Source organism: Citrobacter sp. CK180 (assembly GCF_030333655.1).
GTDB lineage: Bacteria > Pseudomonadota > Gammaproteobacteria > Enterobacterales > Enterobacteriaceae > Citrobacter_B > Citrobacter_B koseri.
In genome coordinates this window covers 133,247-158,179 of record NZ_JAOWFM010000044.1, presented here as the reverse complement: position 1 = coordinate 158,179, position 24,933 = coordinate 133,247, and the positions used below count along the sequence as shown (strand labels likewise).

Sequence of the window (24,933 nt, the reverse complement as noted above, 5' to 3'; positions counted from 1 at the left end):
GTAATGTACAAATCTGTGCATCACCGCCCATGACGTTGTGCAAATGCTCAAAATATTATTCATTGTGAATATTAAAATTGAGCAATACAACAATGTTTAGCGGCGTAAGTATGATTATACTGATTCACGACTTTCATTATCCGCTATCGATAAAATATCAGCGTAATTCCTTAGATGAGCAAATCTAAATATCTCCCGGAATTGCGGAAATAAATAATGATTCATCCAGGGTATAAATGATGAGTAACGATATCTTCCCGAACAAATTTAAAGCTGCGCTGGCAGCGCAACGCATTCAGATCGGCTGTTGGTCCGCGCTGGCAAACCCCATCAGTACGGAAGTGTTAGGGCTGGCAGGTTTTGACTGGCTGGTGCTGGATGGCGAACATGCGCCGAACGATATCTCAACTTTTATTCCACAACTGATGGCGTTGAAAGGCAGCGCCAGCGCGCCGGTGGTACGGGTGCCGACGAACGAGCCGGTCATTATTAAGCGTCTGCTGGATATCGGTTTCTATAACTTCCTGATCCCGTTTGTCGAGACGGAAGAAGAAGCCGTTCGCGCCGTAGCCTCGACGCGTTATCCGCCGGAAGGCATCCGTGGGGTCTCCGTTTCCCATCGCGCCAATATGTTTGGCACCGTGCCGGATTACTTTGCCCAGTCAAATAAGAACATCACCATTCTGGTGCAGATCGAAAGCCAGCAGGGGGTGGATAACGTTGATGCTATCGCGGCCACTGAAGGCGTTGACGGTATTTTTGTCGGCCCAAGCGATCTGGCTGCGGCGTTAGGTCATCTTGGCAACGCCTCTCACCCGGAAGTACAGAAAACCATTCAGCATATCTTTGCCCGCGCCAAAGCCCACGGTAAACCGTGCGGCATTCTGGCGCCGGTCGAAGCCGACGCGCGCCGCTATCTGGAATGGGGCGCGACGTTCGTTGCTGTGGGGAGCGATTTGGGCGTGTTCCGCTCCGCCACGCAAAAGCTGGCTGACGCCTTTAAGAAATAACCACCACTGAAACAAGAGAGAGAAGATTATGACGATGAAAGTAGGTTTCATTGGCTTGGGCATCATGGGTAAACCAATGAGCAAAAACCTCCTCAAAGCCGGTTACTCGCTGGTGGTTTCTGACCGTAACCCTGACGCGATTGCCGAAGTTATTGCCGCAGGCGCAGAAACCGCAACCACGGCAAAAGCCGTTGCCGAACAGTGCGATGTGATTATCACCATGTTGCCGAACTCGCCGCATGTGAAAGAAGTGGCGCTGGGCGAAGGCGGCATTATTGAAGGCGCGAAGCCAGGCACCGTTTTGATCGATATGAGCTCTATCGCTCCGCTGGCAAGCCGTGAAATCAGCGACGCGCTGAAAGCAAAAGGTATCGATATGCTGGATGCGCCGGTAAGCGGCGGCGAGCCGAAAGCGATCGACGGTACGCTGTCGGTGATGGTTGGCGGCGATAAAGCGATTTTCGATAAATATTACGATCTGCTAAAAGCAATGGCCGGTTCCGTGGTGCATACCGGTGATATCGGCGCGGGCAACGTGACCAAACTGGCTAACCAGGTGATTGTCGCGCTGAACATCGCAGCCATGTCTGAAGCGCTGACGCTGGCGACCAAAGCGGGGGTGAACCCGGATCTGGTGTATCAGGCGATTCGCGGCGGTCTGGCGGGTAGCACCGTGCTGGATGCGAAAGCGCCGATGGTGATGGAACGGAATTTCAAACCGGGCTTTCGCATCGATCTGCATATTAAAGATCTGGCGAATGCGCTGGACACCTCTCATGGCGTAGGCGCGCAACTGCCGCTGACCGCCGCCGTGATGGAAATGATGCAGGCGCTACGTGCCGATGGTCTGGGCACGGCCGACCATAGCGCCCTGGCCTGCTACTACGAAAAACTGGCGAAAGTGGAAATCGCTCGCTAATGACGTCATGCCCGGTCGCGCGCGGCGGTCCGGGCCTATGACCCTGGCCGGATAAGTGAAACGCCATCCGGCGTTGTGCAGTAACAGGCTACAACTATGAAAATCGTAATCGCCCCAGACTCTTATAAAGAAAGCCTTTCTGCCGCTGAAGTTGCGCAGGCGATAGAAAAAGGATTCCGGGAAATTTTTCCCGATGCGCAGTATGTTTCTATCCCGGTCGCTGACGGCGGAGAGGGAACGGTCGAAGCCATGATTGCCGCCACGCATGGAACGCAGTATACCGCTTTTGTGACGGGGCCGCTGGGGGAGACCGTCATGGCCAACTGGGGCATGTCCGGGGACGGCAGCACCGCGTTTATTGAAATGGCGGCGGCCAGCGGGCTGGCGCTGGTTCCGCCAGAAAAGCGTAATCCGTTGATTACCACGTCGCGCGGTACCGGAGAGCTGATCCTGCATGCGCTGGAGCACGGCGCCAGAAGCATTATCATCGGCATTGGCGGCAGCGCGACCAATGACGGCGGCGCGGGCATGGTGCAGGCGCTGGGCGCCCGATTAACGGATGCGAACGGTACTGAAATTGGGAACGGCGGCGGCAGCCTGAACAGCCTGAATGCGATTGATATCTCTGGTCTCGATCCGCGTTTAAAAACGTGTGCTATCCGGGTGGCCTGCGATGTGACCAATCCACTGACGGGCGAAAATGGCGCGTCGCGAATCTTTGGGCCGCAGAAAGGCGCGACCGAAAAGCTCATTCATGAACTGGACGGCAATCTTGCTCATTATGCCGACATGATTAAAAAGTCGCTGCGCGTGGATGTGGAAAATGTCCCCGGCGCGGGCGCGGCTGGCGGGATGGGGGCGGCCTTAATGGCTTTCCTCGGCGCAGAGTTGCGCAGCGGCATTGAGATAGTCACCACGGCGCTCAATCTGGAAGAACACATCCACGACTGCGCGTTAGTCGTCACCGGCGAAGGACGCATCGACAGCCAGAGTATTCACGGCAAAGTACCGATAGGCGTCGCCAGTGTGGCGAAAAAGTATCATAAGCCAGTGATTGGGATCGCGGGGAGTCTGACGCATGATGTGGGAGTGGTGCATCAGCATGGTATTGATGCCGTGTTCAGCGTGCTTACCCGCATTGGCACGCTGGATGAAGCCTTTCGCGGCGCGTTTGATAATATCTACCGCGCCTCGCGAAACATCGCCGCAACGCTGGCGATAGGAATGCGCAGTGCAGGGTGACAATGGCGTGCAAACCCTCTATACTGCGCGCCGAAGCTGACCAGACAGTCGCCGCTTCGTCGTCGTCCCTTTCGGGGGAGACGGGCGGAGGGGAGGAAAGTCCGGGCTCCATAGGGCAGGGTGCCAGGTAACGCCTGGGGGGCGCAAGCCCACGACCAGTGCAACAGAGAGCAAACCGCCGATGGCCCGCGCAAGCGGGATCAGGTAAGGGTGAAAGGGTGCGGTAAGAGCGCACCGCGCGGCTGGTAACAGTTCGCGGCACGGTAAACTCCACCCGGAGCAAGGCCAAATAGGGGTTCATAAGGTACGGCCCGTACTGAACCCGGGTAGGCTGCTTGAGCCAGTGAGCGATTGCTGGCCTAGATGAATGACTGTCCACGACAGAACCCGGCTTATCGGTCAGTTTCACCTCTTCATGTAAAAACCCGCTTCGGCGGGTTTTTGCTTTCATAGCGTTTGGGTTCCCGGTACTGCCTGATGGCGCTGCGCTGTCAGTCCTGTGGCAGAGTGCTTTGGTAGGCCGGATAAGACGCGCCAGCGTCACCATCCGGCGGATTCCCCGCAGAGGTAGCCTGATGGCGCTATGCTTATCAGTCCTGTGGCTGAGTGCTTTTTGTAGGCCGGATAAGACGCGTGAGCGTCGCCATCCGGCAGATTCTCCGCGTACGTTGCCTGATGGCGCTGCGCTTATCAGTCCTGTGGCAGAGCGCTTTGGTAGGCCGGATAAGACGCGTGAGCGTCGCCATCCGGCGGATTCCCCGCAGAAGGTGCCCGATCTCGCTGCGTAACATAATCTCCCCGCCAAAAGATATTTCTTGTTCTGTGACCACTAACACAAAACGCTGTGTGGTGATTTTTTAACCGGATAAAAGATTGGCTGTTGATCGCTATCACAAAATTACGCGCTACAAAAATTGACAATCACAGTGTTAATATATTGTTGGTAATGATAATGACGTGTATTAAATGAATTAAATATTCGTGTGTGTAATGTTTTTTTACAAACAAATAAGAAGAAAAAATGTGATATGCCACAATCTTTAATCCCAATAAGGGCGTAATTGTACTTATTTTTGATTAATTGTCCGTTAAATTTAAACGTAAATCTGCGTGTTAATTATGCGATAATTGATTGAATTATCGTCTTTCCCGAATTTGTAAAATAGCGAATGAAACGCATATGTTATCGCCATAAAATATTGTTATCCCCTCATGATTTTTTGACAAAAATCATGATAAAGTGCAGTCTGGTTCTTTCAACTTGTTGATAGTAAATGGTTTATTTTTTAAAAAATAAGCTTACAAAATGTAAGGTCAGTTAATTTGTGAGTAGTCGCACATAACCATGTAACCTTTATTTGGTACACTTCATGCCGTCAACAAAGTAATTAGTGCAGGTCGATATGAATACTATTCTTCTCCCTAAAACACAGCACTTGGTGGTCTTTCAGGAAGTCATTAGAAGTGGTTCTATCGGTTCTGCCGCAAAAGAGTTAGGGTTAACTCAGCCTGCTGTAAGTAAAATTATCAATGATGTTGAGGCCTATTTTGGCGTTGAGTTAATCGTTCGCAAAAATACCGGTGTCACGTTAACCAGCGCAGGTCAGGTGCTGCTTACCTGGTCTGAATCCATCACCCGTGAAATGAAAAACATGGTGAACGAGATGAACAGCATGACCTGCAACACGGTGGTCGACGTTTCGTTTGGTTTTCCTTCGTTGATTGGCTTTACCTTTATGTCTGACATGATTCATAAATTTAAAGAGGTGTTCCCAAAAGCGCAGGTGTCGATGTATGAAGCGCAGCTCTCCTCGTTCCTGCCCGCGATTCGCGACGGACGCCTGGATTTCGCTATCGGCACGCTCAGTGATGAGATGAAACTACAGGATCTACACGTGGAGCCGCTTTTTGAGTCAGAGTTTGTCCTGGTGGCCAGTAAGTCCCGAACATGCACCGGCATCACCACACTGGAATCGTTGCAGAACGAACAGTGGGTGTTGCCACAAACGAATATGGGCTACTACAGCGAACTCCTCACCACGTTACAAAGAAATGGCATCAGCAGTGAAAACATCGTTAAAACAGATTCCGTTGTCACTATTTATAATCTTGTTCTCAATGCTGATTTTCTGACCGTCATTCCCTGCGATATGACATCTCCATTCGGTTCAAACCAGTTTATTACGATTCCAGTAGAGGAAGATTTACCGGTCGCGCGTTATGCCGCGATCTGGTCTAAAAATTATCGGATTAAAAAAGCAGCATCGGTTTTGGTGGAATTAGCCAAAGAATATTCATCTTATAATGGTTGCAGACGAAAGCAATTAATAGAAATTAAGTAACGGATTAAATTTAATTAAATCAAAAACTGATGCCATCTGTCTGAATATCAGACGTTGGTACTGACTATTTATTTTACCTTAATACCCAGGTTAAGAGGTTATAATGCATATTACATACGATCTCCCGGTTGCGATTGAAGATATCCTCGAAGCGAAAAAAAGACTTGCGGGGAAAATTTATAAAACAGGTATGCCGCGCTCTAACTATTTCAGCGAGCGCTGCAAAGGCGAAATATTCCTTAAGTTCGAAAATATGCAACGCACGGGCTCTTTTAAAATCCGCGGTGCGTTTAACAAACTCAGTTCATTAACGGAAGAAGAAAAACGTAAAGGCGTGGTGGCTTGCTCTGCCGGTAACCATGCGCAAGGGGTGTCTCTCTCCTGCGCGATGCTCGGTATCGACGGCAAAGTCGTGATGCCGAAAGGCGCGCCGAAGTCCAAAGTGGCGGCCACCTGCGACTACTCCGCTGAAGTGGTGCTGCACGGTGACAACTTCAACGATACCATCGCCAAAGTGAGCGAAATTGTTGAGACTGAAGGCCGCATTTTTATTCCACCTTATGACGATCCGAAAGTGATTGCCGGGCAGGGAACAATTGGCCTGGAAATTATGGAAGATCTGTATGATGTCGATAACGTCATTGTACCAATTGGCGGCGGCGGTCTGATTGCCGGTGTTGCGATTGCTATTAAATCCATTAACCCGACAATTAAAGTTATTGGCGTACAGTCCGAAAACGTACACGGCATGGCGGCATCTTATCATGCAGGAGAAATAACCACTCACCGAACGACCGGCACCCTAGCGGATGGTTGTGATGTTTCTCGCCCGGGTAATTTAACGTATGAGATTGTTCGTGAATTAGTGGATGACATTGTCCTGGTCAGCGAAGATGAAATTCGTAACAGCATGATTGCATTAATTCAGCGCAATAAAGTCGTCACTGAAGGCGCTGGCGCACTGGCATGTGCCGCATTATTAAGCGGGAAATTAGATAGCTATATCCAGAACAGAAAAACGGTCAGCATTATTTCTGGCGGCAATATCGATCTTTCTCGTGTATCGCAAATTACGGGCTTAGTTGACGCTTAAACCCGGCTATTAATCTTTTCGTTGAGGATAGGATATGAGTACTACTGATAGCATTGTATCCAGCCAGACAAAACAGTCGTCCTGGCGTAAATCGGACACCACATGGACACTGGGACTATTTGGTACTGCCATCGGCGCCGGGGTGTTGTTCTTCCCTATTCGCGCAGGCTTTGGCGGGCTGATCCCGATTCTTTTGATGCTGGTGTTGGCCTACCCCATCGCGTTTTACTGCCACCGTGCGCTGGCGCGCCTGTGTCTTTCCGGTTCTAACCCTTCCGGCAACATCACAGAAACGGTAGAAGAGCACTTTGGTAAAACAGGCGGCGTGGTCATCACGTTCCTGTACTTCTTCGCTATCTGTCCGCTGCTGTGGATTTATGGCGTAACCATTACCAACACCTTTATGACCTTCTGGGAAAACCAGTTGCAGATGCCGGCGCTTAACCGTGGCTTTGTGGCGCTGTTCCTGCTGCTGCTGATGGCTTTCGTTATCTGGTTTGGTAAAGACCTGATGGTTAAAGTGATGAGCTACCTGGTATGGCCGTTCATTGCCAGCCTGGTGCTGATCTCTCTGTCGCTGATCCCTTACTGGAACTCTGCGGTTATCGATCAGGTGGATCTCAGCAATATCGCGTTAACCGGGCATGACGGCATTCTGGTTACCGTGTGGCTGGGTATCTCCATCATGGTGTTCTCCTTTAACTTCTCGCCTATCGTCTCTTCTTTCGTGGTTTCCAAACGTGAAGAGTATGAGAAAGACTTTGGTCGTGAATTTACTGAGCGTAAATGTTCACAGATCATCTCCCGCGCCAGCATGCTGATGGTGGCCGTGGTGATGTTCTTCGCCTTCAGTTGCCTGTTCACGCTCTCTCCGGCCAACATGGCGGATGCGAAAGCGCAGAACATTCCGGTGCTCTCATATCTGGCGAACCACTTTGCGTCGCTGTCTGGCACTAAATCAACGTTTGCTACGGTTCTGGAGTACGGGGCTTCCATCATCGCACTGGTCGCTATCTTCAAATCATTCTTCGGTCACTATCTGGGCACGCTGGAAGGCCTGAACGGTCTGGTGCTGAAGTTTGGTTACAAAGGCGATAAAACCAAAGTTTCACTGGGCAAACTCAACACCATCAGCATGATCTTCATCATGGGTTCCACCTGGGTTGTGGCATACGCCAACCCGAACATCCTGGACCTGATTGAAGCAATGGGTGCGCCGATCATTGCCTCGCTGCTCTGCCTGCTGCCGATGTACGCCATCCGTAAAGCGCCGTCACTGGCGAAATACCGTGGTCGTCTGGATAACGTGTTTGTGACCGTGATTGGTCTGCTGACCATCCTGAATATCGTGTACAAACTGTTCTAATCCTTTAGCTCAGGATGAGCGGAGTAGTGAAATGAATGAATTTCCGGTAGTTCTGGTGATTAACTGTGGATCGTCTTCCATTAAGTTTTCAGTACTGGATGCAACCCATTGCGATGTGTTAATGGCAGGAATTGCGGACGGTATTAATTCTGAAGATGCGTTTTTATCCGTAAATGGAGGAGAGCCAGCTAAGCTGGCTCACCACAGCTACGAAGGCGCATTAAAGGCGATTGCGTTTGAACTGGAAAAACGTAATTTAATCGACAGCGTGGCCTTAATTGGCCACCGTATTGCCCACGGCGGAAATATCTTTACGGCGTCAGCCATTATTACGGATGAAGTTATCGAGAATATCCGCCGGGTTTCTCCTTTAGCGCCGTTACATAATTACGCCAATTTAAGCGGAATTGAATCGGCGCAGCATCTTTTCCCGGGCGTACAGCAGGTGGCGGTATTTGATACCAGCTTCCATCAAACGATGGCGCCTGAAGCGTATTTGTACGGCTTGCCGTGGAAATATTTTGAGGAGTTGGGCGTCCGGCGCTATGGCTTTCATGGCACCTCGCACCGCTATGTCTCGCAACGTGCGCATGACCTTCTTGCGCTACCGGAAGAGGACTCGGGTCTGGTTGTCGCGCATCTGGGCAATGGCGCTTCTATCTGTGCCGTTCGTAACGGTCAAAGCGTCGATACCTCTATGGGGATGACCCCGCTGGAAGGGCTGATGATGGGCACCCGCAGCGGCGATGTGGACTTCGGCGCGATGGCGTGGATTGCCAGCGAAACCAACCAGACGCTGGGCGATATGGAACGCGTGGTGAATAAAGAGTCTGGTTTGCTGGGGATTTCCGGTCTGTCATCTGACTTACGTGTGCTGGAAAAAGCCTGGCATGAAGGGCATGAACGTGCGCAACTGGCGATTAAAACCTTTGTGCACCGTATTGCCCGCCACATTGCCGGGCATGCCGCATCGTTACACCGTCTGGACGGTATTATTTTTACCGGGGGGATTGGCGAAAACTCCGTGTTAATTCGCCGTCTGGTCATTGAGCATTTGGCTGTTCTGGGCGTGAAATTAGATCACGAGATGAATAGCCTGCCTAATTCTCACGGTGAAAGAATTATCTCCAGCAAAGACACCAACGTTATTTGTGCCGTCATTCCAACGAATGAAGAAAAAATGATTGCCCTCGACGCTATTCATTTAGGCAAAGTTAACGCACCTGTGGAATTTGCATAATTTATTGTTGTTCTGTAGAGAGACTATTTTTCATGAAGGTAAATATCGATACCAGCGATATGCTGTATGCCGAAGCCTGGCTTGGCTTTAAAGGTACGGACTGGAAAGAAGAAATTAATGTCCGTGATTTTATTCAGCACAACTATACACCCTATGAGGGAGATGAATCCTTCCTCGCGGAAGCCACGCCTGCGACTACCGCATTGTGGGAAAAAGTTATGGCGGGTATTCGTATTGAAAACTCGACGCATGCGCCAGTCGATTTCGATACCAATATTGCGACCACCATTACTGCCCATGACGCGGGTTATATTGAGCAGGAGCTGGAAAAAATCGTCGGTTTGCAAACCGATAAGCCACTCAAGCGCGCGCTGCATCCGTTTGGCGGCATCAACATGATCAAAAGCTCATTCCAGGCGTATGGTCGTGAAATGGATGCTGATTTTGAATATCAGTTTACCGAGCTGCGTAAAACCCATAACCAGGGGGTATTCGACGCGTATTCGCCGGATATGCTGCGCTGCCGTAAATCCGGGGTGCTGACCGGCTTACCGGATGGCTACGGCCGTGGGCGCATTATCGGCGACTATCGCCGCGTTGCGCTGTACGGTATCCGTTATCTGGTGCGCGAGCGTGAGTTGCAGTTTGCCGACCTCCAGTCAAATCTGGAGTGGGGGCAGAACCTTGAAGCGACGATTCGCCTGCGTGAAGAGCTGGCCGAACACCGTCGTGCGCTGCTGCAAATGCAGGAAATGGCCGCCAAATACGGTTGTGATATCTCCCGTCCGGCGCGTAACGCGCAGGAAGCCGTCCAGTGGCTTTACTTCGCCTATCTGGCAGCGGTGAAATCGCAGAACGGCGGCGCAATGTCGCTGGGCCGTACCGCGTCGTTCCTCGACATCTACATTGAGCGAGACTTCAAAGCCGGGATCTTAACGGAAGAACAGGCGCAGGAGCTGATCGACCACTTCATCATGAAGATCCGCATGGTGCGCTTCCTGCGCACGCCGGAATTTGACACGCTGTTCTCCGGCGATCCGATTTGGGCAACCGAAGTGATCGGCGGTATGGGGCTGGATGGCCGCACGCTGGTGACCAAAAACTCCTTCCGCTATCTGCATACCCTGCACACGATGGGGCCTGCGCCAGAGCCGAACCTGACCGTGCTGTGGTCAGAAGCGCTGCCGGTCGCCTTTAAAAAGTATGCGGCACAGGTGTCGATCGTCACTTCATCTTTGCAGTATGAAAATGACGATCTGATGCGCGCTGACTTTGACAGCGATGATTACGCCATTGCCTGCTGCGTCAGCCCGATGGTCATCGGTAAGCAGATGCAGTTCTTCGGCGCCCGCGCCAACCTCGCTAAAACGCTGCTGTATGCAATCAACGGCGGTGTGGATGAGAAGCTGAAAATCCAGGTTGGGCCGAAAACGGCGCCATTAATGGATGACGTGCTGGATTACGACACGGTGATGGAGAGCCTTGACCACTTCATGGACTGGCTGGCGGTGCAGTACATCAGCGCGCTGAATATCATCCACTACATGCACGACAAGTACAGCTACGAAGCGTCGCTGATGGCGCTGCACGATCGTGACGTTTATCGCACGATGGCATGCGGCATCGCGGGGCTGTCCGTGGCGGCGGATTCGCTGTCCGCCATTAAGTACGCGAAGGTGAAACCGGTGCGCGACCACAACGGGCTGGCAGTCGATTTTGTCATCGAAGGCGAATATCCGCAGTACGGCAACAACGACGAGCGCGTGGACAGCATTGCCTGCGATCTGGTTGAACGCTTTATGAAGAAAATTAAAGTGTTGCCAACCTACCGCAACGCGGTGCCGACGCAGTCCATTCTGACCATCACCTCGAACGTGGTGTACGGCCAGAAAACCGGGAACACGCCGGATGGACGTCGTGGCGGTACGCCGTTCGCGCCGGGTGCGAACCCGATGCACGGCCGTGACCGTAAAGGCGCTGTCGCTTCGCTGACTTCCGTCGCGAAACTGCCGTTCACCTATGCCAAAGACGGGATTTCCTACACCTTCTCCATTGTGCCTGCGGCGTTGGGCAAAGATGACGGCGTGCGGAAAACCAATCTGGTCGGCCTGCTGGACGGATACTTCCATCATGAAGCGCATGTGGAAGGCGGCCAGCACCTGAACGTCAACGTGATGAACCGTGAAATGCTGCTGGACGCCATCGAGCACCCGGAAAGCTATCCGAACCTGACGATCCGCGTGTCCGGCTACGCCGTGCGCTTTAATGCGCTCACCCGCGAGCAACAGCAGGATGTGATTTCACGTACCTTTACCCAGGCGATATAACGCCGGAGGCGCTATGAGAAAGATTATTGCCACCCAACATGCACCGGGAGCCATCGGCCCCTACGTACAGGGTGTGGATTTGGGCAGTATGGTGCTGACCTCAGGTCAGATCCCGGTATGCCCGCAAACGGGCGAGGTCGCGGAAAATGTCGTCGATCAGGCGCGTCAGAGCCTGGAAAACGTCAAAGCGATTGTGGAAGCTGCGGGCCTGAAAGTGGGCGATATCGTGAAGACCACTGTGTTCATTACCGATCTGAACGATTTCACCACCATCAACGAGGTGTATCAGCAGTTCTTTGATGAGCATCAGGCGACTTACCCTACGCGCAGCTGTGTGCAGGTCGCCCGTTTGCCGAAGGATGTGAAGCTGGAGATTGAAGCTATCGCGGTGCGTGGCGATACGCTGTAACCCCCTGCGGGGCGATCGTCAGGATCGCCCCGATCCCAAAAACGAGTGTGAAACTATTTGATGTCTGGTCTCCACTGAACGGCAATCCGAGGTTCTGGATATGATTAGCGCATTCGATATTTTTAAGATTGGCATTGGACCTTCCAGCTCCCATACCGTAGGGCCGATGAATGCAGGAAAATGTTTTATCGATCAACTGACCAGCAAGGGTGATTTGCTCCGCACGACGCGTATTACGGTTGATCTGTATGGATCGTTATCGCTGACCGGGAAAGGTCATGCGACGGATACCGCCATCATGATGGGGCTGGCAGGCAACAGCCCGCAAAACGTGAATATCGACGCGATTCCCACCTTTATTGAAGACGTAACGCGCAGTGGACACCTGCCGGTGGCCGAGGGCGCGCACGTTGTTGATTTCCCGGTAGCAGACAGCATTCTCTTTCACGCCGAAACGCTACCGCGCCATGAAAACGGGATGCGTATTACGGCATGGAACGGGCAAGAGACGCTGTTGAGCAAAACCTATTACTCCATCGGCGGCGGGTTTATCGTCGAAGAGGAGCGTTTCGGGCAGGCGCATGATGTCGAAACGCCTGTGCCTTATGATTTTCACTCGGCCAGCGAACTGCTGAAACTGTGTGAGCGAAACGGGCTTTCGGTCTCTGGCCTGATGATGCAAAACGAGCTGGCGCTGCGCAGCAAAGAGGAGATTGACGCCGGATTCGCGCGCATCTGGGATGTGATGCTCGCCGGGATTGAACGCGGTATGAACACCGAGGGCGTACTGCCGGGGCCGCTGAATGTGCCGCGTCGCGCCGTTGCGTTAAGGCGTCTGCTGGTCTCCAGCGACAGCCTCTCCAGCGACCCGATGAACGTTATCGACTGGATCAACATGTTTGCGCTGGCCGTCAGCGAAGAGAACGCGGCAGGAGGACGGGTCGTAACGGCGCCAACTAACGGCGCATGCGGCATTATTCCTGCTGTACTGGCCTATTATGATAAGTTCCGCCGTCCGGTGAATGCCAACTCGATTGCCCGCTATCTGCTGGCTGCGGGCGCGATTGGCGCGCTGTATAAGATGAATGCGTCTATCTCCGGTGCGGAAGTGGGTTGTCAGGGGGAAGTTGGCGTCGCCTGCTCGATGGCGGCGGCAGGGCTGACGGAACTGCTGGGCGGTAGTCCATCGCAGGTTTGCATTGCGGCGGAAATCGCGATGGAGCACAACCTGGGATTGACCTGCGATCCGGTGGCCGGGCAGGTGCAAATTCCTTGCATTGAACGTAACGCGATTAATGCGGTAAAAGCGGTGAATGCGGCGCGAATGGCGCTGCGGCGGACGTCTGAGCCACGGGTGTCGCTCGATAAAGTGATCGAGACGATGTATGAAACCGGCAAGGATATGAACGATAAGTACCGCGAGACTTCGCGCGGTGGGTTGGCGATTAAGGTCGTTTGTACCTGAGGTGAATAGCCGTGCCTGATGGCGCTGCGCTTATCAGGCCTACGGTTTACGTACGTTTGCAGGCCGGAGAAGGCGCAAGCGCCGCCATCCGGCAATGAACTAATCAACATGGCATGATAAAAAAGGTGCACTTTAGTGCACCTTTTTTGTTGTGATCTGCTTCAAAAATAGAAATTAAATTCTTTATTTGGCTATAAAAGAGAAAATATTTCTTAACTTTTAGAAATTACAGGGGTTTGTTTGTGAAGTTTTTCTCTGATCCTGCGCGTATGATTCCCTCACTACTCCAATAACTCGCCTGCGCACGACGTACCGCGTATCGCCTTGATGCGGCACGGAAAAATAATAAAAAACTCTACCTACATATTAAGCGAGAACGTAATGGAAACGGCAACGAATAACAGCGTAATACTCGACGCATCAGCTCCGGCGCGCCGGGCAGGGATGACCGAAAGCGAATGGCGCGAAGCCATTAAATTCGACAGCACCGACACGGGCTGGGTCATCATGAGTATTGGTATGGCGATTGGCGCGGGGATTGTTTTTCTCCCGGTGCAGGTCGGTTTAATGGGGCTGTGGGTCTTTTTACTCTCCTCTATTATCGGCTATCCCGCGATGTATCTGTTCCAGCGCCTGTTCATCAACACGCTGGCGGAGTCCCCGGAATGTAAAGACTACCCGAGCGTCATCAGCGGCTATCTGGGGAAAAACTGGGGCATCCTGTTAGGCGCACTTTACTTTGTGATGCTGGTGATCTGGATGTTTGTCTACTCCACCGCCATCACTAACGACAGCGCCTCTTATCTGCACACCTTTGGCGTCACGGAAGGTTTGCTCTCCGACAACCCGTTCTATGGACTGGTGCTGATTTGCATTCTGGTGGCGATCTCGTCACGCGGCGAGCAGCTTTTGTTCAAGATTTCGACCGGCATGGTGCTGACTAAACTGCTGGTGGTCGCGGCGCTCGGCGTCTCAATGATCGGGATGTGGCATTTGTACAACATTGGCGCGCTGCCGCCGATGGCGCTGTTGATTAAAAACGCCATCATCACCTTGCCGTTTACGCTGACCTCCATCCTGTTTATCCAGACCTTGAGTCCGATGGTGATCTCTTATCGTTCACGCGAAAAATCCATTGAGGTCGCACGGCATAAAGCGCTGCGCGCCATGAACATCGCGTTCGGCATTCTGTTTGTTACCGTCTTTTTCTACGCGGTCTCTTTCACCCTGGCAATGGGGCATGACGAAGCGGTCAAAGCCTATGAGCAGAACATCTCTGCACTGGCGATCGCCGCGCAGTTTATTAGCGGCGCGGGTGCGGGCTGGGTGAAAGTGGTCAGCGTGATCCTGAATATCTTTGCCGTTATGACCGCGTTCTTCGGCGTTTACTTAGGCTTTCGCGAAGCGACTCAGGGAATTGTGATGAACCTGCTGCGCCGCAGAATGCCTGTCGAGAAGATTAACGAACGCTTCGTGCAGCGCGGCATTATGGTTTTCGCCATCTTACTGGCCTGGAGCGCCATTGTGCTGAATGCGCCGGTGCTGAGTTTTACCTCTATCTGTAGCCCGATCTTCGGCATGGTGGGATGTTTGATCCCGGCCTGGCTGGTCTACAAAGTTCCTGCACTGCACAAATACAAGGGCGCGTCTCTGTATCTGATTATCGTCACGGGTTTGCTGCTGTGCGTTTCTCCGTTCCTGGCATTTGCTTGATCTTCCTGAAAGTAAGGTTGTTGTTATGTTTGAGTCTACAGAAAATCCGTTATGGCAGCGTTTTATCCTCGCAGTACAGGAAGAGGTAAAACCGGCACTGGGATGTACGGAACCTGTCTCTCTGGCGCTGGCGGCGGCGGTTGCCGCGGCTGAACTTGACGGCGAAGTTGAACGCGTTGACGCGTGGGTCTCGCCGAACCTGATGAAGAATGGCCTGGGCGTCACCGTGCCGGGCACCGGGATGGTTGGGCTTCCCATTGCGGCAGCGCTGGGGGCGCTTGGCGGCGATGCCAGCGCGGGGCTGGAAGTGTTGAAAAACGCCTCTTCGGGGGCGATTGCGGATGCAAAAGCGATGCTGGCTGCCGGGAAGGTGTCGGTGATGTTGCAGGAGCCATGCGACGACATCCTCTTCTCACGCGCTAAAGTGTACAGCGGCGATGCGTGGGCCTGCGTAACGATCGTCGGCGGGCACACCAATATCGTGCGCATTGAAACTCACACTGGGGTGATCTTTACGCAGACCGAAAGCGTGCAGGGGGAGGCGCAAGAATCGCCGCTGTCGGTCTTATCAAAGACCTCGCTGGAAGAGATTCTGGCGTTTGTGAATGCGGTGCCGTTTGCGTCAATCCGCTTTATTCTGGAGGCCGCCAGACTGAACGGCGCGCTGTCGCAGGAAGGATTGCGCGGCACCTGGGGGCTGCATATCGGGGCGACGTTGCAAAAGCAGTGCGCACGCGGTCTGCTGGCGGACGATCTGTCAACGGCGATCCTGATTCGCACCAGCGCAGCTTCGGATGCGCGGATGGGCGGCGCGACGCTGCCAGCCATGAGTAACTCCGGCTCCGGCAATCAGGGGATCACCGCGACAGTTCCCGTAATGGTGGTGGCGGAGCATGTGGGGGCGGATGACGAACGTCTGGCGCGCGCCCTGATGCTCTCGCACCTGAGCGCGATCTACATTCACCATCAGCTTCCACGCCTGTCAGCGCTCTGTGCGGCGACCACGGCGGCAATGGGGGCGGCGGCAGGAATGGCGTGGCTGATGGATGGCCGCTATAACACGATTGCGATGGCGATCAGCAGTATGATCGGCGACGTGAGCGGGATGATATGCGACGGCGCATCGAATAGCTGTGCGATGAAGGTATCGACCAGCGCGTCTGCGGCCTGGAAAGCGGTGTTAATGGCGCTGGATGATACGGCGGTAACCGGCAACGAAGGGATTGTGGCGCATAACGTCGAGCAATCTATTTCGAATTTATGCGCGTTGGCCTGTCATGCAATGCAGCAAACCGACCGTCAGGTTATCGAAATTATGGCCAGTAAGGCGCATTAACCCTGTGGCGCGGGTTTGCCTGATGGCGCTGCGCTTATCAGGCCTACGGTAACTTGCGTTCGTAGGCCGGATAAGGCGTTTACGCCGCCATCCGGCATGACGTTTGTCGATAATCAGAAGCTGCCTTTTCAGTTTGCCTGATGGCGCTGCGCTTATCAGGCCTACGGTAACTTGTGTTTGTAGGCCGGATAAGGCGTTTACGCCGCCATCCGGCATTGCGTTTGTCGATAATCAGAAGCTGCCTTTTCAGTTTGCCTGATGGCGCTGCGCTTATCAGGCCTACGGTAACTTGTGTTCGTAGGCCGGATAAGGCGTTTACGCCGCCATCCGGCATTGCGTTTGTCGATAATCAGAAGCCGCCTTTTCAGTTTGCCTGATGGCGCTGCGCTTATCAGGCCTACGGTAACTTGTGTTCGTAGGCCGGATAAGGCGTTTACGCCGCCATCCGGCATTGCGTTTGTCGATAATCAGAAGCCGCCTTTTCAGGCGGCTTCATCTTCTTCCGCTAACCGGATCTCTGTATCCGCGACGATCGCTTCCAGTTCGGTTAGCATCTCCTCGTAGCCAAACTTCCCGGGCGCGTTTGCCGCATCCTGTGCTGCGGGTTGGGTTACGGATTGATGCTTTTTAGCCGATTTTTTGCTCACAGTCATAACTCCCTTATTTTTTCTGACTACACAGGCAAATCTATCAGTAAAGCGCGCAATGGCGTGTCGGCAACTAACGTTATGTTAGCTTCATCACGAATAAATGCGCCGTCGCCGCAGGTAAGCGCTTCTCGCTCCTCGTTATGCGTTACCGCATGAAACGTACCGTGAATCGACTGCAAATAGGCGCGTGGGCCATGCAGTTGAAAGCTCAGCGACTCGCCTTTTTTCAGCTCAATATGGTGCACCCAGACCTGCTGGCGTAATTGCAGGCTGTCCTGTTCTCCATCCGGGGAAGCGAGGAGTTGCTGTTTGCTCGCGGTTAGCGTGGTTTTCTGTACCAACGGGTTTTCCCGCTCAGGACAGGCGTCCAGCCACAGCTGCATCCTGGTAAGCGACTTATCTTTACTGAGGTTATGCTCGCTATAGCTAATGCCCGGCTGCGTGGCGAGCAGCAGAGCTTCGCCCGCTTTCGCCTGGACATGATTGCCTTCGCTGTCGCGATATTCCGCTTCGCCTTCCAGAATCAGGTTTAAAATATCCACCTTCGGGTAGGCGCGCGGCTGGAAGGAGGCGCCCGGCGCCAGCACTTCCTGGTTGAGTACGCGCAGGGAGGCATAGCCCAGCAGTTTAGGGTCGAAGTAGTGTCCAAAGGAGAAGGTATAACGGGCCTGCAACCATCCGTAGTCTGCCTGTCCGCACTGTTTGGCTGTTCGGGTAGTAATCATAATTCTTGACCTCTCTTTACTTCCTTTTATGTTAAGGGGCTGGACGCTGCATTGTTAGCCAGATATTCTGCCCGGTATGTTCAAATTTCCTGAATGAGAACGATATGGCCAAAGAAAGGGCGTTAACACTGGAAGCGTTACGCGTCATGGACGCAATAGATCGACGCGGGAGCTTCGCGGCGGCGGCAGATGAGTTAGGTCGCGTACCATCCGCGCTCAGCTACACCATGCAAAAACTGGAAGAGGAGCTGGATGTGGTGCTGTTTGACCGTTCCGGCCATCGGACAAAATTCACCAACGTGGGGCGTATGCTGCTGGAACGCGGGCGCGTATTGCTGGAAGCGGCAGACAAGCTGACCACCGATGCCGAAGCGCTGGCGCGCGGTTGGGAAACGCACCTGACGCTGGTGACAGAAGCGCTGGTGCCGACCTCAGCCTTCTTCCCGCTGATTGACCGACTGGCCGCGAAAGCCAACACCCAGCTTTCGGTGATCACGGAAGTGCTGGCGGGCGCCTGGGAACGTCTGGAGCAGGGGCGGGCCGATATTGTGATTGCACCGGATATGCATTTCCGCTCGTCGTCAGAAATTAACTCCCGCAAGCTGTATACGCTGATGAACGTCTACGTGGCGGCGCCGGACCATCCGATTCACCAGGAGCCGGAGCCGCTGTCTGAAGTGACCCGCGTGAAATATCGTGGTGTGGCGGTGGCGGATACCGCCCGCGAGCGACCGGTATTGACCGTGCAACTGCTGGACAAACAGCCGCGCCTGACGGTGAGTACCATTGAAGACAAACGTCAGGCCTTGCTGGCCGGGCTGGGCGTCGCGACCATGCCGTATCCGCTGGTCGAACAGGATATTGCACAAGGAAGACTGCGGGTCGTCAGCCCGGAATCGACCAGCGAAATTGATATTATTATGGCCTGGCGACGCGACAGCATGGGCGAGGCTAAAGCCTGGTGCCTGCGGGAAATCCCGAAACTGTTTGCCAGCAGATAAGAGCGCAAGCCCGGTTTAGCCGGATGGCGGTGCAGGCGCTCGCGTAGGCCTGATAAGCGCAGCGCCATCAGGCATCTACCGGCTTCACTTCAGGGCAGAATTTTAGGGTCCTGCCCGAAACGGTTTTCGCCTGGCGTACCGTTCTGGCAGTTAAAGAGGATGATGACCAGCCAGCCAATAACAGGGATGAGGAGCAGCAACAGCCACCATGCGGAACGATCGGTATCATGCAGCCGACGGAACTGTACTGCCCACCACGGTAAGAAAATCAGAATGCCATAAATGGTTGTCAGCACGCCTTCGCCCCCGGCGCGTTGCCAGCCGAACATCTTGTCCAGCACGCCCAGCACGAACGTAAAAATGACGTTGACCAGAATAAACATCCAGTACTCTTTACGACGCGCGCGGCCGCCAAAGCCGATATAGTTCTTCAATACTTTTAAATACCAGTCCATTTTCGCCTCAACATACGGTCAATCACTTGTTTTTAAATAAGAATAGCCGTGAATGGAATGGTGGTAAATATTCGAATGATTAATGTGTTTAATGCACCGGGCGAGTAAGGTGAGTCAGCGCCGCCATCAGGCTGTTTTCTGGTGGCGGCGTAAAGGGATTATCCCGCTTTTGCAAAGCGGACGTCGCGTCCGTGAGGCTCATTGAGATCCTGCAACGGGCCGATTGAGATAATCCCCGTCGGGTTGATGGTTTTGTGGCTACGGAAGTAGTGGTTACGGATATGGTCGAAGTTGACGGTTTCCGCAATGCCGGGCATCTGCCAGATATCGCGCAGGAAACCATAAAGGTTCAGGTAATCGCTGATGCGGTATTTGTCGCACTTGAAGTGCGTAACGTAAACCTGGTCAAAACGCACCAGCGTGGTCCACAGGCGAATGTCCGCCTCGGTTAACTGGTCGCCGGTCAGGTAACGGTGCTGCCCCAGAATTTGCTCCAGACGCGCCAGTGACTCGAACACTTTCTCTACGGCTTCATCATAGGCCTGCTGGCTGGTGGCGAACCCGGCTTTGTACACGCCGTTGTTGACGTTGTCATAAATCCAGCTATTGAGCTCGTCAATTTTTCCGCGCAGGGCTGTCGGGTAGTAATCCCCGGCTTTGGCGCCCAGCGCATCGAATGCGGTATTGAACATGCGAATGATTTCCGCCGATTCATTACTGACGATGGTGTGATTCTTTTTATCCCACAATACCGGTACGGTGACGCGACCGCTGTAGTGCGGATCGGCATGCAGATAGAGTTGATACAGAAACTCGTGTTGATACAGCGTATCACCGGTTGCCGCCGGGAAATTATCATCAAACGTCCAGCCATTCTCCAGCATCAGCGGATTCACAACAGAAACGGAGATAAACGGTTCCAGCCCCTTGAGTTTACGCAGGATCAGCGTGCGATGCGCCCACGGGCAGGCAAGTGAAACATACAGGTGATAGCGATCTTTTTCGGCGGCAAAGCCCCCTTCGCCAGTCGGACCCGGCGCGCCATCAGCGGTGAGCCAGTTACGGAAAGCCGATACAGAACGTTGAAATTTCCCCCCCGTAGACTTGGTGTCATACCAGGTGTCATGCCATACGCCGTCAATCAGTTGTCCCATTTTCTCTCTCCTCCAGATAGCAAAAACGAGGAGAATATCCCCTCGTTTTTTGATTCAGTATAGCGTGCTTACCACTTTTTATTCAGGACGCGGTCGATGCTGAATGCGCCCGGCCCTGTGATGGCCAGCAGCAGGAAACCGCCTGCGATGGTCAGGTTTTTCATGAACATCAGTGAGTTCACGCCTTCCGCAAAGTTGCTGTGGAAGATGAACGCGGTCAGCAGGGTAAAGCCTGCGGTAAACAGCGCCGTTGTACGGGTCAGGAAACCGAACAGAATCGCCAGACCGCCGCCAAACTCAAGCAGGATAGTCAGCGGTAACAGGAACCCCGGAACCCCCATCGCTTCCATGTATTGTTGGGTACCCGCATAACCGGTGATTTTTCCCCAACCTGCGGTGATAAACAGAATGGGCATCAGAATGCGCGCTACCAGTACACCAACATCTTCTAATTTTTTCATTTTACTCTCCAGGGAACCACTCAGGCTGCTGATTTCATTTTTTGTGCAATCACGCGGAATGTCGCGTCGTTGCGGTTGATGGAGAGAATCATAAACGTGACATGTAACAATTGTTAGCAAGGAAAACTGTCAATAATTTTCAAAAATTTTGAGTGACAGGGCACAGATTGCCGGATAGCGGTGTAAACACCTTATTGGATCAACAGCAATGCGTAGGCCCGATAAGCGTAGCGCCATCGGGCGTTATGCCGGATGGCGAGGAGGAAGGGTGCAGGAATCAGCCGCGCAGCTGCTGTTTTCGGATCGTGCTTTTGACCAGCCGCCAGGCGCTCCAGATGCCAAAACCGCGTTTTGCCCAGCGCACCAGCAGATTCGGGTGGCGAATTGTCCAGATAGCCATAACGCTGCTGCCGACCAGCGCCCAGGAACGCAGGCTGATCAGCGTGTTCCAGCCGCGATCCCAGCTGTCCGTCGCTTCCAGCCAGTCGCGACGACCGGCTGAAAGGTCCAGCCTTTGCTGCTGGATTTGGCTGAGCAGCAACGCCTTACGCTTTTGACGTTCGACTTTACTGCTCACGGCTTATCATCCTCCAGAATTTGCCGGTCGTTAGCCAGTTCATGACGCGTATGGCGTAACAGCGTTGACTGGCGGGCTTTGTGTAACGTCCAGAGTCCGCCGATCAGCGCCAGAACCAGCAACACAACGGTGGTGGCGATCATTGCATTGAGGCGATACTGGGGGTCAACCGCCCAGATGATAAGCACCATCAGGCTCATCAGACCGAACGCCGCGAAAAGCATGGTCAGCCCCAGCATCAGCAGAAGCTGAAAGAGATTCGCTTTTTCCTCTTCCAGTTCCACAACCGCCAGTCGCAGCCGGGTTTCTACCATCTCAACAAGGATAGTGACAATCCGCTGCCCGATGCCCAGAACGCTTTTGCCTGGCCCCTGCGCGTGATGAGAATCCGCCATAATTAACGACGCGTCAGCAGTACGCCCAGCACCACACCAACGGCTGCGCCAATGCCGACGCCCGTCCACGGGTTCTCGCGTACATAGTCGTCAGCGCGCGCTGCGGCTTCGCGGGTTTGTTTGGCAATCGCATCGCCGGTTTCGCCCAGACGGTTGCGGCTTTCTTTCAGCGCGCGCTCGGCTTTGCTACGAATCTTACTCAACTCTTCTTTCGACTTATCGCCAGAGGAGCTAAGCACCTCTTCGAGCGTATCAGCCAGGGATTTCAACTCAGCGCGCAGATGTTCCGTAGTGTTATCTTTCGACATAGTTTTCTCCAGGTGAGTGAGTCGTTAACGTTTGATTTGACTTAGTAGTCGCGTGCCTCAAGCTTTTTCAGGTCATCCTGAGCTTCAGCCAGCTTGCGTTCACGTTTCGCAATTTTATCCGCATCGCCTTTTTGTTTTGCTTCGACCAGATCACGCTGACGTTCAGCAATCTCATCTTTTTGTTTTGCGATCTTTTTCTGATGGTCAGCACGCAGTTTACTGTCGGTGCAGTTTGCTCTGAGTTCGCTGAGCGCTTTATTCAAACCATTAATGCGGTTCTGGTTGTTGTGCTTTTCGGCGTAGCTAATTTCCTTCTGTATATCCTGCTCTTTTTCCTGACAGAGGGTATTGGCATAGCTGCCTGCACTGAGCGTGAAAAGGGTAATAGCGAAAGCGATGCGGTATTTCATTCTTGAACCTTCCATTGTGATTCGAACCCGTTACCGGGGGACGATGATCCAGGTCATAACACGGCGGACAATAAGTCCGCCTTATTAATCATAGTCAGTAAACGGCGAAATCACCAAAGTGGGTGATATGATTCGGATTCCTGGACATTAACCGAAGCGATGTGGGTTATCCCGTAAGCGGGTCAACCACTGTACGGCCTGGCTGTCGCCGTTCTGTTGGGCGATGATATAGCCATGCGGCAACGTTCTGTCCAGCACGGCCTTAGCCGCCGCGCTTTGCGCGCTGGAGTCAAACGTAATAAGCAGCGCGTCATTTTGTGGCGTGATGCTTTTGAAGCGAATGCCGTTAGCGTCCAGATGATGCCAGATGGAAAAGCCGTCCGGCATACTGACGCCCTGATGGATGGCGCGAATGGCCAGCGTGGATTCCTGCTGGCGAATGGTCGACCAGACGAGAAAAAGCACGCTCATCAGCACGAGAAAAGAGGTTGTCCAGGCCAGTTGTCGAAGCGTTATGCGTGGTTTCACCATACTCTATCCCCGATTTCCGTATTTCTTTTTCCAGAGCACCACCAGCGAACCCGCCAGCCCAAAGACCAGCAGCACCACCGGCAGCAGCATCAGACATGACATCAGTTGGTCTTCATACTTCAGGAATACAGGCGTTTTGCCCAGCAAGTAACCCAGCGAGGTCAGGATCAGGACCCACAACAACCCGCTCATCCAGTTAAAGAATTGAAAGCGCGCGTTATTAAGACCGGACAGACCCGCGATAGTGGGTAACAAGGTACGAACGAAAGCGATAAAACGGCCAATTAACAGCGCGGACAGACCATGTTTATGGAACAAATGGTGAGCGCGCTGATGATAATGCGCGGGCAGATGCGACAGCCAGTTTTGTACAATACGCGTGTTGCCCAGCCATCGCCCCTGAATATAACTGACCCAGCAGCCCAGGCTGGCGGCCACGGTTAACAGCAGGAGCGTTTGCGGAAACCCCATTGCGCCTTTGGCGATAAGTACGCCGACCAGCACCAGCAAACTGTCACCAGGTAAAAAGGCGGCAGGAAGCAACCCATTTTCCAGGAACAAAATCATAAATAGTACGAAATAAAGCATGCCAATCATGGAAGGGTTGGCGAGTGTTTCAAAATCCTGAGCCCACAGGGCATTCAGTAATTGAGTCAGTAGTTCCATTCAGTATTCCTGGAGAATCGGTTAACGTCACGCCGGTTTTTTGAGTTTGCAATACCGCAACATTATTCATTTTTTACTTGGGTTGCGGACGGGCGCAAAATCGCGGCCTGAACCATTCCTTGTTAAGTTGTGAAGTAAGCAAGCACTAACACACAAAAATTCAAAATGCATCTAATTGTAACAAAGGTCGACGTAGTCCGTTATAGAAATCGCACGTCGTTAAAATATGATTTTGCTTATCACAAAGGTGGGTGGCGAGAGGATTTACACAGGCTGACACTTTATATCTTACGCTTACTGAGCGGCGTCGCAGACAGGCGCCCTAATGCGCCTGCCAGCGTAAGATTGTCTATTTTGCCCCGTTAGCGGCGGTGTCCAGATGAACAACGGGATTTTCAGCAAAAAGATAGCGGTCGGCGTTAAATTCGAAATCGTCGCTGGTTTCGTTAAACAGCATCTGTTTGGTGTTCTCCAGATGCTGCCACATTGCCAGTTTCGCGGCATGAGGATCTTTGCGAATCAGCGCCTTGAGAATATGGTCATGATCGTCGCACCAGTTATCGACGGTGCGTGAATCAATATGATCGTGCAGTTTTTTCCAGTACGGGTTATGTACGCGCTGAGTCCACATTTTTTCGACAATGGCGGCCAGCGCGGTATTTTGCGTCGCCAGCGCGACCTGCACATGGAACTGGAGATCCCATTCGGAGTCGCGGAAACATTTTTCGTTACGCGCTTTCTCCTGGATTTCCATCAACTTCATGATGTCCTGTTTCGTCACCTGCGTGGCGGCAAACTCAGCAATATTGCTTTCTATCAACTGGCGCGCCTGGAGAAGTTCGAACGGGCCATAATTGGCGAACTCAAGGTTTTCATCCGGGGCGACATAATATTTCGGTTGATTTGAAATAACGTGGATGCCGGAACCTTTGCGGACTTCTACGTAGCCTTCGACCTCCAGCATGATAATCGCTTCACGAACCACTGTACGGCTGACGTTTTTCTCATCGGCAATAAAGCGTTCGGCAGGGAGTTTATCGCCCACAAGGTAGACGCCCTGTTCGATGCGCTCTTTCAGGTCAGCAGCAAGTTGTTGATACAAACGTCGTGGTTCGGTGATTTCCATATGCGCTCCAGG

At 53.0% G+C, this 24,933-nt stretch carries 25 protein-coding genes, 1 other RNA gene and 3 pseudogenes; 17 read left to right on the top strand and 12 right to left on the bottom strand.

Going from position 1 to position 24,933, the window contains the following annotated elements:
• Positions 1-239 precede the first annotated feature (239 nt).
• From garL to OGV50_RS23640, 16 genes and pseudogenes are all read left to right on the top strand, one after another.
• Complete coding sequence (gene garL, locus OGV50_RS09695; RefSeq protein ID WP_024130976.1) at positions 240-1,010, top strand: 2-dehydro-3-deoxyglucarate aldolase; 771 nt, start codon at positions 240-242, stop codon at positions 1,008-1,010.
• Between the two features lie 28 nt (positions 1,011-1,038).
• Positions 1,039-1,929, top strand: coding sequence for a 2-hydroxy-3-oxopropionate reductase (garR, locus tag OGV50_RS09690; RefSeq protein WP_012135258.1), 891 nt, complete (start codon positions 1,039-1,041; stop codon positions 1,927-1,929).
• 96 nt (positions 1,930-2,025) lie between these two features.
• Positions 2,026-3,171: a glycerate 2-kinase gene (gene garK / locus OGV50_RS09685; RefSeq protein ID WP_058668141.1), complete on the top strand. Its 1,146-nt coding sequence runs from the start codon at positions 2,026-2,028 to the stop codon at positions 3,169-3,171.
• 32 nt (positions 3,172-3,203) lie between these two features.
• An RNA gene (gene rnpB, locus OGV50_RS09680) (RNase P RNA component class A) lies at positions 3,204-3,582 on the top strand.
• Between the two features lie 164 nt (positions 3,583-3,746).
• Positions 3,747-3,959 carry a hypothetical protein gene (locus tag OGV50_RS09675; protein WP_286488521.1) on the top strand — a complete coding sequence of 71 codons (213 nt, stop codon included), beginning with the start codon at positions 3,747-3,749 and terminating at the stop codon, positions 3,957-3,959.
• Between the two features lie 615 nt (positions 3,960-4,574).
• Entirely contained in the window at positions 4,575-5,513 is a 939-nt protein-coding gene (gene tdcA / locus OGV50_RS09670) for a transcriptional regulator TdcA (protein ID WP_047461068.1), read from the top strand.
• A 103-nt stretch (positions 5,514-5,616) separates the two neighbouring features.
• Positions 5,617-6,606 (top strand): bifunctional threonine ammonia-lyase/L-serine ammonia-lyase TdcB, encoded by a 990-nt coding sequence (gene tdcB / locus OGV50_RS09665; protein ID WP_012135254.1) that lies wholly within the window; start codon positions 5,617-5,619, stop codon positions 6,604-6,606.
• A gap of 34 nt (positions 6,607-6,640) precedes the next feature.
• Entirely contained in the window at positions 6,641-7,972 is a 1,332-nt protein-coding gene (tdcC, locus tag OGV50_RS09660; RefSeq protein ID WP_012135253.1) for a threonine/serine transporter TdcC, read from the top strand.
• 31 nt (positions 7,973-8,003) lie between these two features.
• Positions 8,004-9,212 (top strand): propionate kinase, encoded by a 1,209-nt coding sequence (gene tdcD / locus OGV50_RS09655; protein WP_058668140.1) that lies wholly within the window; start codon positions 8,004-8,006, stop codon positions 9,210-9,212.
• A 32-nt stretch (positions 9,213-9,244) separates the two neighbouring features.
• Positions 9,245-11,539, top strand: coding sequence for a formate C-acetyltransferase (gene pflB / locus OGV50_RS09650; protein WP_047461071.1), 2,295 nt, complete (start codon positions 9,245-9,247; stop codon positions 11,537-11,539).
• 13 nt (positions 11,540-11,552) lie between these two features.
• Complete coding sequence (locus tag OGV50_RS09645) at positions 11,553-11,948, top strand: enamine/imine deaminase (RefSeq protein WP_012135250.1); 396 nt, start codon at positions 11,553-11,555, stop codon at positions 11,946-11,948.
• A 100-nt stretch (positions 11,949-12,048) separates the two neighbouring features.
• Entirely contained in the window at positions 12,049-13,413 is a 1,365-nt protein-coding gene (tdcG, locus tag OGV50_RS09640; protein ID WP_286488520.1) for an L-serine ammonia-lyase, read from the top strand.
• Positions 13,414-13,794: 381 nt separating this feature from the next.
• A complete protein-coding gene (locus tag OGV50_RS09635; protein WP_286488519.1) occupies positions 13,795-15,126 on the top strand; it encodes an SLC5/6 family protein in 1,332 nt (443 codons plus the stop codon).
• Between the two features lie 25 nt (positions 15,127-15,151).
• Positions 15,152-16,462 carry an L-cysteine desulfidase family protein gene (locus tag OGV50_RS09630; protein ID WP_071257772.1) on the top strand — a complete coding sequence of 437 codons (1,311 nt, stop codon included), beginning with the start codon at positions 15,152-15,154 and terminating at the stop codon, positions 16,460-16,462.
• Between the two features lie 133 nt (positions 16,463-16,595).
• Positions 16,596-16,676 (top strand): annotated as a pseudogene (locus tag OGV50_RS23645) (hypothetical protein); the annotation flags it as partial.
• 98 nt (positions 16,677-16,774) lie between these two features.
• Positions 16,775-16,912 (top strand): annotated as a pseudogene (locus OGV50_RS23640) (hypothetical protein); the annotation flags it as partial.
• A 32-nt stretch (positions 16,913-16,944) separates the two neighbouring features.
• Here OGV50_RS23640 and OGV50_RS09625 read toward each other — a convergent pair.
• A complete protein-coding gene (locus OGV50_RS09625; RefSeq protein ID WP_286488518.1) occupies positions 16,945-17,109 on the bottom strand; it encodes a protein YhaL in 165 nt (54 codons plus the stop codon).
• A gap of 26 nt (positions 17,110-17,135) precedes the next feature.
• Positions 17,136-17,837 carry a pirin family protein gene (locus OGV50_RS09620; protein ID WP_200029846.1) on the bottom strand — a complete coding sequence of 234 codons (702 nt, stop codon included), beginning with the start codon at positions 17,835-17,837 and terminating at the stop codon, positions 17,136-17,138.
• 104 nt (positions 17,838-17,941) lie between these two features.
• Between OGV50_RS09620 and yhaJ the strand changes: the two genes are divergently transcribed.
• The gene (gene yhaJ / locus OGV50_RS09615) at positions 17,942-18,838 is read left to right on the top strand and encodes a DNA-binding transcriptional regulator YhaJ (protein ID WP_012135243.1); all 897 of its coding nucleotides are present in this window, start codon (positions 17,942-17,944) and stop codon (positions 18,836-18,838) included.
• An 89-nt stretch (positions 18,839-18,927) separates the two neighbouring features.
• Here yhaJ and OGV50_RS09610 read toward each other — a convergent pair whose 3' ends face one another.
• From OGV50_RS09610 to exuR, 10 genes and pseudogenes are all read right to left on the bottom strand, one after another.
• Positions 18,928-19,293, bottom strand: a complete 366-nt coding sequence (locus OGV50_RS09610; protein WP_012135242.1) for a DUF805 domain-containing protein — start codon at positions 19,291-19,293, stop codon at positions 18,928-18,930.
• Between the two features lie 158 nt (positions 19,294-19,451).
• Positions 19,452-20,447: a glutathione S-transferase family protein gene (locus OGV50_RS09605; protein ID WP_049010352.1), complete on the bottom strand. Its 996-nt coding sequence runs from the start codon at positions 20,445-20,447 to the stop codon at positions 19,452-19,454.
• A 68-nt stretch (positions 20,448-20,515) separates the two neighbouring features.
• On the bottom strand, positions 20,516-20,908 hold the full coding sequence (locus OGV50_RS09600; protein WP_012135240.1) for a DoxX family protein: 393 nt from the start codon (positions 20,906-20,908) through the stop codon (positions 20,516-20,518).
• A gap of 277 nt (positions 20,909-21,185) precedes the next feature.
• Positions 21,186-21,485: a YqjK-like family protein gene (locus OGV50_RS09595; protein WP_012135239.1), complete on the bottom strand. Its 300-nt coding sequence runs from the start codon at positions 21,483-21,485 to the stop codon at positions 21,186-21,188.
• A pseudogene (locus tag OGV50_RS09590) lies at positions 21,475-21,880 on the bottom strand (phage holin family protein). Before OGV50_RS09590 ends, OGV50_RS09595 begins: the two are co-directional and overlap by 11 nt.
• A 2-nt stretch (positions 21,881-21,882) precedes the next feature.
• Entirely contained in the window at positions 21,883-22,188 is a 306-nt protein-coding gene (locus OGV50_RS09585; protein WP_012135237.1) for an ElaB/YgaM/YqjD family protein, read from the bottom strand.
• Positions 22,189-22,229: 41 nt separating this feature from the next.
• Positions 22,230-22,598 (bottom strand): DUF1090 domain-containing protein, encoded by a 369-nt coding sequence (locus tag OGV50_RS09580; RefSeq protein ID WP_049010354.1) that lies wholly within the window; start codon positions 22,596-22,598, stop codon positions 22,230-22,232.
• Positions 22,599-22,745: 147 nt separating this feature from the next.
• The gene (gene mzrA / locus OGV50_RS09575; protein WP_047461090.1) at positions 22,746-23,129 is read right to left on the bottom strand and encodes an EnvZ/OmpR regulon moderator MzrA; all 384 of its coding nucleotides are present in this window, start codon (positions 23,127-23,129) and stop codon (positions 22,746-22,748) included.
• A 3-nt stretch (positions 23,130-23,132) separates the two neighbouring features.
• Complete coding sequence (gene yqjA / locus OGV50_RS09570) at positions 23,133-23,795, bottom strand: DedA family general envelope maintenance protein YqjA (RefSeq protein WP_012135234.1); 663 nt, start codon at positions 23,793-23,795, stop codon at positions 23,133-23,135.
• A 349-nt stretch (positions 23,796-24,144) separates the two neighbouring features.
• Positions 24,145-24,921: a transcriptional regulator ExuR gene (gene exuR, locus OGV50_RS09565; protein ID WP_012135233.1), complete on the bottom strand. Its 777-nt coding sequence runs from the start codon at positions 24,919-24,921 to the stop codon at positions 24,145-24,147.
• Positions 24,922-24,933 lie beyond the last annotated feature (12 nt).